At 59.6% G+C, this 12315-nt stretch carries 11 protein-coding genes and 1 tRNA gene; 10 read left to right on the top strand and 2 right to left on the bottom strand.

Annotated elements, in window-relative coordinates; all coding sequences use genetic code 11:
- Window positions 1-41 precede the first annotated feature (41 nt).
- Window positions 42-275, top strand: a complete 234-nt coding sequence (locus LOC68_RS26115; RefSeq protein WP_230224659.1) for a hypothetical protein — start codon at window positions 42-44, stop codon at window positions 273-275.
- A 215-nt stretch (window positions 276-490) separates the two neighbouring features.
- Window positions 491-1513 (top strand): 3-keto-disaccharide hydrolase, encoded by a 1023-nt coding sequence (locus LOC68_RS26110; protein WP_230224657.1) that lies wholly within the window; start codon window positions 491-493, stop codon window positions 1511-1513.
- Window positions 1514-1678: 165 nt separating this feature from the next.
- On the opposite strand, the gene LOC68_RS26105 is transcribed toward LOC68_RS26110, so the two are convergent.
- Window positions 1679-3361 carry a SpoIIE family protein phosphatase gene (locus LOC68_RS26105; RefSeq protein ID WP_230224655.1) on the bottom strand — a complete coding sequence of 561 codons (1683 nt, stop codon included), beginning with the start codon at window positions 3359-3361 and terminating at the stop codon, window positions 1679-1681.
- A gap of 169 nt (window positions 3362-3530) precedes the next feature.
- On the opposite strand from LOC68_RS26105, the gene LOC68_RS26100 reads away from it, so the two are divergent.
- The 4 genes from LOC68_RS26100 to glpQ all read left to right on the top strand — a co-directional run bounded on the left by LOC68_RS26100 (window position 3531) and on the right by glpQ (window position 6690).
- Window positions 3531-3601: transfer RNA gene (locus tag LOC68_RS26100), tRNA-Gln, on the top strand.
- Window positions 3602-3661: 60 nt separating this feature from the next.
- On the top strand, window positions 3662-4849 hold the full coding sequence (locus LOC68_RS26095) for a S1C family serine protease (RefSeq protein WP_230224654.1): 1188 nt from the start codon (window positions 3662-3664) through the stop codon (window positions 4847-4849).
- A 55-nt stretch (window positions 4850-4904) separates the two neighbouring features.
- Window positions 4905-5582, top strand: coding sequence for an HAD family hydrolase (locus LOC68_RS26090; RefSeq protein WP_230224652.1), 678 nt, complete (start codon window positions 4905-4907; stop codon window positions 5580-5582).
- Between the two features lie 79 nt (window positions 5583-5661).
- Window positions 5662-6690 carry a glycerophosphodiester phosphodiesterase gene (gene glpQ / locus LOC68_RS26085; RefSeq protein WP_230224650.1) on the top strand — a complete coding sequence of 343 codons (1029 nt, stop codon included), beginning with the start codon at window positions 5662-5664 and terminating at the stop codon, window positions 6688-6690.
- Here the strand turns inward: glpQ and LOC68_RS26080 are convergent.
- The gene (locus LOC68_RS26080) at window positions 6650-7513 is read right to left on the bottom strand and encodes a tetratricopeptide repeat protein (RefSeq protein ID WP_230224648.1); all 864 of its coding nucleotides are present in this window, start codon (window positions 7511-7513) and stop codon (window positions 6650-6652) included. The genes glpQ and LOC68_RS26080 overlap by 41 nt on opposite strands.
- A 154-nt stretch (window positions 7514-7667) precedes the next feature.
- On the opposite strand from LOC68_RS26080, the gene LOC68_RS26075 reads away from it, so the two are divergent.
- The 4 genes from LOC68_RS26075 (at window position 7668) to LOC68_RS26060 (ending at window position 12281) form a co-directional block, all read left to right on the top strand.
- Window positions 7668-8774 carry a M24 family metallopeptidase gene (locus LOC68_RS26075; RefSeq protein ID WP_230224646.1) on the top strand — a complete coding sequence of 369 codons (1107 nt, stop codon included), beginning with the start codon at window positions 7668-7670 and terminating at the stop codon, window positions 8772-8774.
- Window positions 8775-8840: 66 nt separating this feature from the next.
- The gene (accB, locus tag LOC68_RS26070; protein WP_230224644.1) at window positions 8841-9323 is read left to right on the top strand and encodes an acetyl-CoA carboxylase biotin carboxyl carrier protein; all 483 of its coding nucleotides are present in this window, start codon (window positions 8841-8843) and stop codon (window positions 9321-9323) included.
- Between the two features lie 34 nt (window positions 9324-9357).
- A complete protein-coding gene (accC, locus tag LOC68_RS26065; protein WP_230224642.1) occupies window positions 9358-10704 on the top strand; it encodes an acetyl-CoA carboxylase biotin carboxylase subunit in 1347 nt (448 codons plus the stop codon).
- 281 nt (window positions 10705-10985) lie between these two features.
- Window positions 10986-12281: a 6-phosphofructokinase gene (locus LOC68_RS26060; protein ID WP_230224629.1), complete on the top strand. Its 1296-nt coding sequence runs from the start codon at window positions 10986-10988 to the stop codon at window positions 12279-12281.
- Window positions 12282-12315: the final 34 nt, after the last annotated feature.

Below are 12315 nucleotides of genomic sequence, written 5' to 3'. Positions count from 1 at the left end.
CGCTCTGTTTTTGGTTTCTCATTACTTGGGGGAAATTTGCTATGAAGATGTGGATGTCGGCCGCGATGTTCTGCGGCGCCGCTTTCCTGGTTGGTTGTGGCGGCACGGTCGAAAAGCCGGTTGAAAAGCCAGCCGAAGCGCCGGAAGTGACGATGCCGGCCGAATCGACCGAAGCTCCGCCGGCCGAAGAAAAGCCGATGGAAGAAGCTGCCCCGGCCGCGGAAGAGAAGCCGATGGAAGAAGCTCCGGCTGCCGAAGAAAAGCCGGCCGAGTAACCCTCGCCGCTTTCTCACGGTTTGCGAAAATCGAAGAGACCGTAGCCGCCCGGCCGCGGTCTCTTTTTTTGCGCCGATCCCCCCGATTCGCCGGCAATTCGGTCGATTTGTCGCAAGCAGGCTCTATCGTCTTGCAAACGCTCACAGTACGAAGCAGACTATTCTAGGATTTCTTGCCTAACCTTCCTGCTCCTCTCGATCGCTAAGCCCGCCCCATGCTTCGCAATATTACTGCCGTTTTCCTGCTCCTGGCGATTTCGTCCGTTAGCTTTGCCGCCGACCGACCAGGCGTCTACGTCGACCCCGACAACGTCAGCGACATCGACTTCCACTACCAGGGCGAGTTCTACGGTCCGCTCCAGCTTCCTAACGGCTGTCTGGAAATGACCGGCTTGCAAGTGGTGGCGCTCGGCAAAGGAAAGTTCTCGGCGCTGCAGTATCAGGGCGGCCTGCCAGGCAACGGCTGGGACAACGGCGCCAAGTTGGAACTGACGGGAGAGTTGAAGGATGGCGTGATCCTGCTTCAGCATGACGCCTACGTGATCGCGGTCGATCCGAATCACGCCGTCGTCACCAACGGGGCAGGGCAGAACCTCGGCAACTTGCGGAAGGTTCGTCGCAAGAGCCTGACGCTGGGGCACCGACCTCCGCACGACTCGCTCGTGCTGTTTGACGGCACGTCGACCGAGTACTTCAAAGATGGCAAGCTGACCCCGGAAGGGCTGCTGAAAGCCGGCGCCATCACCACCTTCCCGGTCGAAGACTTCCAGTTGCACTTGGAATTCCGCACGCCGTTCATGCCGGAAAAAACTTCGCAGGCTCGCGGCAACAGCGGCGTCTACATTCAAGAGCGTTACGAAGTGCAGATCCTCGATTCGTTCGGCAAGACGCCGGAGTTCAATGACGCCGCGTCGCTCTACCGCACCAAGCCGCCGGAACTGAACATGTGCTTCCCGCCGCTGCAGTGGCAAACTTACGACATCTACTTCACCGCGGCTCGCTTTGACGCGGAAGGGAAGAAGGTGGCCGACGCTCGCCTGACCGTCTATCAAAACGGAGTCGCCGTCCAACGCGACGTCCACATCCCGAACAAAACCGGCGCCGGCAAACAGGAAGGCCCCGAACCGGGCCCGATCAAGCTGCAGGACCACAACGACCCGGTCGTCTTCCGCAACATCTGGATCATCCAGCCGTCAGCGCCGATCAGCTTCGCCAGCACGTCGTGCTTGTGCCAGTAAGGCTCACTCACTAGCCCGCAGCGCAAGCGAGGGAATGCGGCCGACTAGAATTCGAAACACAAAACCCGAATGCCCAGTGTTTGGACATTCGGGTTTTCTTTTTGTCAAACGATGTAGAGGCCGCATTCTCTCGCTTGCGCTGCGGGCTAGTGTTGCGGTTTTCGGCTATTCCAGCCGCTCGTAGCAAACCAGGCACATGTCGTCGAATTGCGAGCCCATGAATTCGCGGACGTCTTGGATGACCGCTTGGCCGAGTTGGGCGACGGTCGGGAATTGCTGTTGGGTACGCTCGCGAACGCGGGGAATGCCGAATTGCTCGCCATCGGCGTCCATCGCTTCGTTGATGCCGTCGGTGAACAGGACGATCCGTTCGCCAACCGCGATCGGGACGGTCACTTTCTCGTATTCCAGATCAGGGAAAACGCCAAGCGGCAAGCTGATTTCGGCTTCGCCGATGTCTTCTACCTGGCCGTTGTTGCGCCGCAACATCGGGGCCATGTGGCCGGCGTTTAGCACCGTCAGCTCGTGCTTCTCAAAGTTCAGAATGTTCAGCACCAGCGTCACGAACTGGTCGTCCGGAATGCTCTCACTAAACGTGTTATTCAGCGTGCAGAACGCTTCGGCCGGATCTTCGATCGATGCGAGCGTGTACCGCGCGTCGGCCGACAATTTGGCCATCAGCAGCGACGCAGCGATGCCGTGTCCGACCACGTCTCCCAGCAAAATCGCCAAACGATTGTCTGGAAGCGGAATGTAGTCGTAATAGTCGCCGCCGACCGAATTCGCCGCGCGGTAGTAGTCGAAGAAGTCGTAACCTTGGGCGGCCGGTTTCCCTTTCGGCAAAAAGCCGATCTGCACCTGGCTGGCCAGCTTCAGATCGCGTTCGATCTCTTGCTGCTTCATCGCCTTTTGATGCAATTGAGCGTTGTCGATCGAGATCGCCGCTTGAGTCGCGACGCTCATCAGCACTTCCAGATCTTCCTGCTGGAAGCGTTTTCGCTGATCCAGCGTGTCGATCTGCAACGCGCCGAACGCCTTGCCGTCGCTGTCGATCAGCGGGGCGCACATGATCGAGCGGATCTGGAAATCGGTGATGCTCTGGCTCATCTCGAACCGCGAGTCCGCCGCTGCGTCGGCCGAGAGAATCGCCTGCTTTTTCTCGATCACATGGTTGATGACCGTGCGGCTGATCCGGATGTTTTCGTCGCCGGGGCGGCGAGTTTTGGTCCAGCGGGGCGCGAGTCGTCCTTTTTCGTCCTGCAGGATGATAAATCCGCGATCGGCCTGCAAAAAGATTTTGAACAAACTGGCTAGCACCTGCGGGAAAACGTCCTCCGGCGCGATGACGCCGCCGAGGTTTTTCGTAATTTCGAGCAGGGCGGCCAATTTCACCTCGGCGCTGGCCTGCAGCGAGACTCCGCCAGCTTGCGACGAGACTTCGAGCTGCGACATGATCGTCGAGGGCGCCGAGTCGTCGTCGACCATGATCGTGCCGTAAACTCCGCCTCCCCCTTCACGCTGGGTGAGGTTTCGGGACGAAGGTGGGGCGAACGGCTGATCGAGATGAAAGGTGAAGGTGACGTCGCAAACGCGGATCAGGTCGCCATCTTTCAACTTTTGCAGCGAATGAATCGCCGTATCGTTGACGAACGTCCCGTTCCGGCTTCCCAGGTCCTCAATCATAAGGTCCTGATTCTTGCGGGTGATCTGGGCGTGATGGCGGCTGACGGCGCCGGCGTCGACCACGATATCGCATTCCGGATGCCGCCCCATGACGTACTTATCGCCAGCCAGGTAAATCTTTTTCCCGGCGTCGGATCCGTTGACCGCTACTAGATAACTGCTCATCGGCGTGGCTGCGTCAGTGGAATAGCGATAGGGGCGGAAATGGCTGCGCGAACCACTCGCTGTTTTCCCCCCACTAGTTCTGAAATAGTTTATCAGCCGACGCGGCAAATCGCCAGCGGCTGAATCCCTTGACGACAAGCAACTTACGCCATACTCTTTACAAACCGATTGGGGAATAGTGTAACGGTAGCACGACAGATTCTGACTCTGTTAGTCTAGGTTCAAATCCTAGTTCCCCAGCTTCTTTCATTGAGCGACGGCCACCTTCCCCCCTCGCCCTCCAACGCTACGAAAGGCCCCATGAGCGCTGGAATGCCGCCAGAGCAGCGGGCGCAACCGAGTGCGATCGCATTTTTGCGGCTGTTCGTCTTTTGCTTCGCCATTGCGTTAGGGGTTTCCTGGGTCGTCAGCAGCTTTATGCTGTCCGATCAGCCACCGGTTATTGACCCCAACGCCGTTCCTCGCGAGGTGACCGCCAGGGGGGATTTGGCCGCGGACGAAAAGTCTACCATTGAGCTATTTGAATCGGCGTCTCCCTCGGTCGTTTACATCACGACCACGGCGTTCGCTCGCCGCTCGATGAACGCCAACCCGGTCGAAATCCCGGCCGGGGCCGGCAGCGGCATCGTTTGGGACAAAAATGGGCATATCGTCACTAACTACCATGTGATTCGGGACGTCGATCAGGGAAACGGGGGACGAGCGATCGTCACTTTCGCCGATCAATCGTCGCACGAGGCTCGCATTCTGGGCGGTTCGCCCGACAACGACCTCGCGGTCCTGCAACTGGTCGATCCCAAAAGCGCCCCTTTGGTCCCGCTCCGCGTTGGCCAGTCGAAAGATCTGAAAGTCGGGCAGAAGGTGTTCGCTATCGGTAATCCTTTCGGTTTCGACCAGACGCTTACCACCGGCGTCATCAGTGGGCTTGGACGTTCGATCCGTAGCGAATCGGGGCAGCCGATCAACGACCTGATTCAAACCGACGCCGCGATCAACCCTGGTAATTCCGGTGGCCCGCTTCTCGACAGCAGTGGACTGCTGATCGGCTTGAATACGGCGATCTACAGCCCGTCAGGCGCGTATTCTGGAATCGGCCTGGCGATCCCGGTCGATACGGTCAACGCCGTCACGACCGAGATTCTGCGAACCGGCCGAGTTTCGCGTCCTTACATGGGCGTCGCCGTCCTTCCCGCAGCCGCGGTCAGTCAGCTTCAGCTGAAAGGCGCCTTGATCGGCGATGTGTTTGAAGGGAGCCCCGCCGCCCAGGCCGGCTTGCAACCGACCATCATCTCTCAGCAAGGGGTCGAGAAATTCGGCGACGTGATCGTCGCGATTGACGGCCACCCGGTGACGAATCATACCGATATCACCGGTCAGCTGTTTCAGCACAAGGTGGGCGACGTGATCCAGGTAACCGTCATCCGCGGCGTTGGAACTCCCGATCCTAAAGAACTCAACGTCGACGTCACCCTGGCCGAGGCTCGCTAGGCTTCGACTCGAATTCCTCGCAGACGTCCTCGACTGCAACCCTAAAGCGATACGTATGAAGATCTGCCTGTTTGATATCGATGGCACTTTGGTCCTTACCGACGGCGCCGGCAAAGATGCGATGATCGACTCGTTTCAGTCGACCGCCGGCATCGATGTGCAGACGACCGCCGTTCGCGTTAGCGGGAAGACCGACCGCGGCATCGCCAAAGAACTGTTCGACGCTCACAACAAAGAGCTGACCGAAGAAGCGTGGCAATTGTTTCTCACCAGCTACATGACCGGCCTGGCTCGTAATCTGCCGCTCCGTCAGGGACGCGTTCTTCCTGGGATCGAAGCGTTGCTGAATCAATTGGCCGAGCGGGAAGACGTCGCGTTGGGACTGCTGACCGGCAACGTCGCCCAAGGCGCCTACCTGAAGCTAACCCACTACGACCTGATGCACCACTTCGCGTTTGGGGGTTACGGCGATCTCCATCCCGACCGCAACGACGTCGCCCAAGCGGCGAAGGACGCCTGCGAGGCTCACCTGGGACATCCCGTCGCCGGCGATCAGATCTGGGTGATCGGCGACACCGCGAACGACGTCCGCTGCGCTCGCCACATCGGCGCCAAAGCGGTCGCCGTCGCCACTGGCGTTTTCGATCGTGAAGTCCTGGCGAAAAGCGATCCCGACTTGCTCTTCGACGACCTCGAAGACTTCGGTCCGCTACTGGAAGCGATTCTCGAATAATCTCACCAAACACTAGCCTGCAGCGCAAGCAAGGGAATGCGGCCGCCACTCCAATCCCAATTCCCGCCCGACGTAAATCATGAAATACGCCTGCCTCTGTATCGCCTTGTTGCTGGCCCCAGCGTCGCTTCTCGCTGACGACCACCAGGTCTTCGCCCATCGAGGCGCCAGCGGCTATCTGCCGGAACATAGCTTGCCCTCAAAGGCGATGGCCTACGCCCAAGGCGCCGACTTTCTGGAACAAGACGTCGTTCTGACCAAAGACGACGTTCCGCTTGTGCTGCACGACATCCACCTGGAAGGGATCACCGACGTCGCCACCCGATTCCCCGATCGCAAACGAGCGGACGGCAGCTATTACGCGATTGATTTCACGCTGGCCGAGATCAAACAGCTGAGCGCGACGCAGCGTTATAACCCCAAAACCGGCAAGCCGGTTTACGCCGAGCGTTTCCCGCTCGACGGCTACACCTATCAGCTGCACACCTTGGAAGAGGAGATTCGTTTCATCCAAGGGTTGAACGCCAGCACCGGCCGCAACGTCGGGCTCTTCACCGAAATCAAGCAGCCGACCTTTCATACCAAGGAAGGACACGACGTCGCCAAAGCGGTCTTCGAGGTCCTTTCACGCCATGGTTACGGAGCAGAGAAAGATTCCGCCATTTGGGTTCAATGCTTTGAGCAAACGACGCTCCGTCGTTTCCGCGAAGAATTTGGCTGGAAAGGGCGCCTGATGATGATCTTCTCCGGCAGCAAGATTGGCGCCGATGGATCCGACTACGACGCACTAGCGACGCCGGAGGGACTGAAGAGTCTGGCCAAGTTCGTCGACGGCGTTTTCCCGAACCTCCCTCGCGTCGTCACTTGGGATAAGAACGGCGCGCCTCACAGCGGCGACTTCACCAAGCTGGCGCATGCCGCCAGTCTACGCGTCGTCAGCGGCGTCGTCCGTCGCGATGATCTGCCGCCGAACTGCCCTTCGATCGCAGCGCTGCACGAAGGCCTATTCGATGTCGCAGGGGTGGACGACGTTTGCACCGACTTTCCGGACCTGAGCGTAGATTGGCTTAATACAACGCCGCCGCCAGTTTCCTTCGATAGTCGTTAACCAACTCTTCGTCGTCCGCCAACTGGCGAAAGATATCGACCATCAGTTGTCGCGCCGTTTCTCCTTGGCCGGCGCGATCCTTCCGGACCACCGCCAGGGCCGTGTCGAGCGACTCTTGAAACTGCCCCGCCGCCGCGAGCGCTTCGGCCAGCTTCATCAGCTTCTCCGGATCATCGGGCGCCGCGGCGAGTTCCGCGCGGCAATCGTCCACACCGCCTGCGGCGGCGCCCAGTTTGCGTAGCTCTATCGCCGCTTTCACCTTGGCCGCTTCCGGTTCGAGAAAGCCTCGTTCTTCCAGCGACGCAATCCACTTCGCAGCGTCATCATCCCGATGCTGTTCGTAGAGGTGCTCGGCGAGCATCGTCTTGGCGACGTCGAGTTTCGGGTCGAGTTCGATCGCCTGCAGCAGCTTCGCTTCGACCTCGGCCGGATCAATCCCCAGCGTGTTGCGAACCTCGTACAGCAGCTTTTCGGCTTCGCTCGGAAACTGCCGCTTGATCCAGTCGCGGACAAAATCTTCCGGTCGCATCCCATCAAAGAAGTCGATTATCGCCCCATCGCGCACTGCAAATACGGCCGGAACCCCTTGGACGTTGAAACTGGCCGCCAGCTGCGGAACTTCCTCGGTATTGGCTTTGGCCAAGCGGAACTTGCCATCCATTTCGATGGCCAGCTTTTCGAGAATCGGCATCAACAATTGGCAAGGCTGACACCAAACGGCCCAAAAATCGACAATGACCGGGACCTCACGCGAGCGCTCCAGCACCTCGGCCTCGAAGTTCTCGAGCGTCACATCGACAATCCAGGGGCTCTTCTTCGGCATGATTGACAATCACGTTTGTGAAAAAAAGGGAAGAATAGTCACCCTGTGGAGGGTTCGCCATTCTTGCGGAGAAACGAAAAACCCGAAAAATCAGACTTTGAGCAACTAACGCTTCCCGAGTTTACACTAACTTCCCCCGTTCGCCGAACCGCCGATGCCGCCAGCCGATCACGATCGCTTCGCAGCCCGACGCAACAAGCTTCGCCGCTTGGTGAAGAAGAGCGGCGCGTCTGCGATCCTGGTGACCAACGTCTCGAACGTCACCTACCTGACGGGGTTCACCGGCCATGACAGCTATCTGCTGGTCTCGGCCGATACGGAAGTGCTCCTCAGCGATCCCCGCTATTCGCAACAGGTCGAAGAACAATGCCCCGGGCTGGAGCTCGCCAGCCGCGCTCCCGGCAAGTCGATCCTGGCGACCGTGCAAAAACTGGTCAAATCGGTGGGGGTCAACCAGCTCGCGTTTGAAGCCGCTTCGGTCACTGTCGCCGAGCGCGACACGCTCGCCGAAAAGCTGACCGGCGTTTCGCTAATTCCCACCACGGGACTAGTAGAAGAGCTCCGCGAGATCAAAGACGCCGAGGAGATCGCGACGATCCGTCAGGCGATCCACTGTGCCGAGAAGGCGTTCGCCGCGGTTCGCGCCGCGATGCACAAGGAACAGACCGAGCGGCAAGTCGCCGCCGACCTCGAATATCAAGTCCGTCGCTTTGGCGGCTCCGGGCTCAGCTTTCCGCCGATCGTCGGCGTGGGAGAGCGAGCGGCCCTTCCTCATGGCGTTCCCACCGACAAGAAGATCGGCGAAGACAGCTTCGTTTTGATCGACTGGGGAGCGGTCGTAGGGGGGTACGTGAGCGACTTGACGCGTGTTTTAGCGACCGGTAAAATTTCGCCCAAAATCAAGCGGATTTACGACATTGTCTTGCAGGCCCAGCTCCGCGCGATCGATGCGATCAAGCCTGGCGCGTTGCTGTGCGACGTTGATAAAACGGCCCGCGATGTGATCGCCGAGGCCGGTTTTGGCAAGCGATTCGGTCATGGCCTGGGCCATGGAATCGGCCTCAACGTCCATGAGTCGCCCCGATTTAACAGTTCTCAAACCCGCCCCCTGCAGGTAGGCATGGTGGTCACCGTGGAGCCGGGCATCTATATTCCTGGGTTTGGCGGCGTCCGCATTGAGGACGATGTGCTGGTCACAAAAACCGGCCACGAAGTTTTAACCAGCGTACCGAAAGATTTCGACGAGAGCGTTATCGACTGATCGTTAACGCTTCCTTTCCCATAAGACCAAGCGGCACGTAAGCCGCGTTCCGGAGACCTTCCATCCATGGCCAAGTCCGAGCCCGCTACCGGCGGCGTCTTTGATCTCGATCGATTGCGACAACTCATCGAACTGATGAAAGAGCACGAGCTTTCGGAAATCGACCTCCGGGAAGGGGAAAAGCAGATTCAGATGAAGCGCGGCTCGGCCGTCGCTTACGCCCCGGCCCCGATGCCGGTCGCTGCGGCTCCGGCCCCGGTCGCCAGCAGCGCCGCCGCTCCGTCGGCCGCCGCCGAAGACTCGCACCTGGTGACGATCAACAGCCCGATGGTCGGCACGTTCTACGCCAAGCCGAAACCGGACTCCGAGAATTTCGCCAAAGTCGGCGATCACATCGGCGAAGAGTCGGTCGTCTGCATCATCGAAGCGATGAAGGTCTTCAACGAAATCAAAGCCGAAATGACCGGCAAGATCGTCGCCGTCCTGGCCAAGAATGAAGACCCGGTCGAATACGGCCAGCCGTTGTTCAAGGTTGACCCGCGCGGCTAAGTCGCGCGTCTCCGTCCCGCATCCGGACCACCCCATGTATAACCGCATTCTGATCGCGAATCGCGGCGAAATCGCCCTGCGTATTATTCGCGCGTGTAAAGAACTTGGCGTCGAAACGGTCGCTATCTACAGCGAAGCCGATCGCGGCGCGTCGTATCTCGAACTGGCCGACGAAGCATATTGCGTCGGCCCGGCCAAAAGCGCCCAAAGCTACCTGAAGATCGATCGCGTCATCAGCGCCGCCGAAGTCGGCAACGTCGAAGCGATCCATCCCGGCTACGGCTTTTTGGCGGAGAACGCCCAGTTCAACGAGATCTGCCGCAGTTGCAACATCGACTTCATCGGTCCTTCGCCTGACGCGATGCAGCGTCTCGGCGATAAGAACGAAGCTCGCAAGATGGCTCGCGAAGCCAGCGTGCCGGTCGTGCCCGGTTCGGACGGGCTGATCGAAGATCACGAAGAGGCGATGAAAATCGCCCACCAGATCGGCTTCCCGGTTCTGATCAAAGCGACTGCCGGCGGCGGCGGTAAAGGGATGCGCGTCGCCGCAAACGACCTGGTCCTGAAGACCGCGCTGCAGCAAGCCCAGACCGAAGCCCAAGCCGCCTTCGGCAATGGCGGCGTCTATCTCGAAAAGTATGTCGAGCACCCGCGTCACGTCGAAGTCCAGGTGATCGCCGACCAGCATGGCAACGTCGTTCACTTGTACGAGCGCGAATGCTCAACGCAGCGTCGCCACCAGAAGCTGATCGAAGAAAGCCCGGCGCCGAACCTATCGCCCGAAACCCGCGAAGCGATCTGCGCCGCGGCGGTTCGCATGATCCAAGGCGCCAACTACCACAACGCCGGTACGGTCGAGTTCATCGTCGACAAGGACGAAAACTTCTACTTCATCGAAGTCAACGCGCGCATCCAGGTCGAACACCCGGTAACCGAAATGGTGACCGGCATCGACCTGATCCAGACGCAGATTCGGGTCGCGGCCGGCGAAAAGCTGCCGTTCACCCAGGAAGACATCAAGATCCAAGGCGCCGCGATTGAATGTCGCATCAACGCCGAAGATCCCGATCGCAACTTCATGCCGTGCCCCGGCAAAATCGAGCGATTCATCGCTCCCGGCGGCCCCGGCGTTCGTTTCGATTCGCACGTCTCCGCCGGCTACACCGTTCCGCCTCATTACGATTCGATGATCGGAAAGCTGATCGTCCATCGCAAGACGCGCGAAGACGCGATTCGCTGCATGCTGCGAGCGCTCGACGAGATCCGGACCGACGGCATCCGCACCACGGCGCCGTTCCACAAGATGTTGCTAAACCACTCGGCCTTCGCCGAAGGGAAGATCGACACCACGTTCGTCGAACGGACCTTTTTGCAGTCGTAGCGGGCCGCCGCTACGACATGCGAATAAAAATTTTGCGTTTGCGCTCGTTCTTCAACGCGCAACGCAGCGCCTCACCATCGCTGTTGCGGCGTCAGGTTTCCCATACGGTCGCCTGACTCGTCAGCAGGGGGAAATTTTAAACCCCAGCGTAAAGTGGGTAAACTTGTGGCGCAGCCCCCGCTCAATACAATCAAATCGTTACTCTCCCTGCCGCAAAATCGGCAGTAGTTACCAAATACGCCGAAACGCGTCCGCTTTCACCGGTCCGTCAGGAGTCACCCATGTCGAACACGCTGGCACGTCCCCCGAAAAAGCAACACAACTTCCGCCGTGTGGCGATCCTGTTCGCCGGTGGTCCGGCGCCGGCCGCCAATGCGGTGATTTCGACCGCGGCGGTTTCGTTCCTCCGCAACGACGTCGAAGTGCTCGGCATTAAGCACGGCTACTCGAACCTGATGCAGTTCGGCGAAGACCGCCCGATGGAGCTCGGCCGCGACTACATCATGCTCGATCACCAGGCTCTGTCGCGGTCTCGCGCTCAGCAGGGGATCATGATCGGCACCGCTCGCGCCAACCCGGGCAAGCAGGTCTCGCACCCCGATCACTTGAGCGATCCGGAACGCTCCAAGCCGCTGAAGACGGTCTACGAAGCCCTTTGCTCGCTCGGCGTCGACGCGCTGATCTCGATCGGCGGCGACGATACGCTGAAGACCGCCAACAAGTTCAAGATGTACCAAGAGACGCTGCCGGAAGGTAGCCACAAGATCCCGGTCGTTCACTTGCCGAAGACGATCGACAACGACTACATGGGGATCGACTTCACGTTCGGTTACTTCACCGCAGTCGACTTCCTGGCCAACGAAATCCGCAACCTGCTTTACGATGCGGAAGCGGGGCAGGCCTACTTCCTGGTCGAATGCATGGGCCGCAGCGCCGGCTGGCTGCCGTACGGTACCGCGATCGCCGGCGAAGCGAGCTTGGTGATCAGCGTCGAAGACATTACCGGCGACTACGTCGCCCGGGAAGAAGAAGTCGACGGCCGCATCAAGAAGGTGATGAACGTCGAGAAAGTGGTTGATCGCATCGTCAAAACGATGCTCGCCCGCGAAGCCGAAGGCAAACGTTTCGGCGTGATCATCCTGGCCGAAGGCCTGGCCGAACTGCTACCGCCGGAATACCTGGAAGGGATCAAACGCGACGACCACGGCCACATCTCGATCACCGACGTGAGCCTTGGCCGCCAATTCGCCAAGTGGATCTCGAAGCGTTACGAAGAACAGACCGGCCGCGGCCGCAAAGTGACCGGCCTCCAGCTCGGCTACGAAGCCCGCTGCTCGAAGCCGCACGCCTTCGACGTGATGCTCGGCAGCCAACTCGGCGTCGGCGCCTACCGCGCCCTGGTCGAAGAAGGCCTGAACGGCGTGATGGTCTCGGTCTCGGGCCAGCTGAACCTGCACTACGTGGCGTTCGAGAACCTGGTCGATCCGAAGACCCTGGTCACGGTCGTCCGCTACATCAACCCGATGAGCGACTTCCACCGCTTGGCTCGGTTCCTCGAGACCTATATCAACGACTAGTTGCCTAGGTCAGAGATTGAAAAACAGAACGGCT

It is taken from the genome of Blastopirellula sediminis (genome assembly GCF_020966755.1).
Lineage (GTDB): Bacteria > Planctomycetota > Planctomycetia > Pirellulales > Pirellulaceae > Blastopirellula > Blastopirellula sediminis.
The sequence above is the reverse complement of the archived record's forward strand: the minus strand, read 5'-3'. Positions and strand labels throughout refer to the sequence as shown.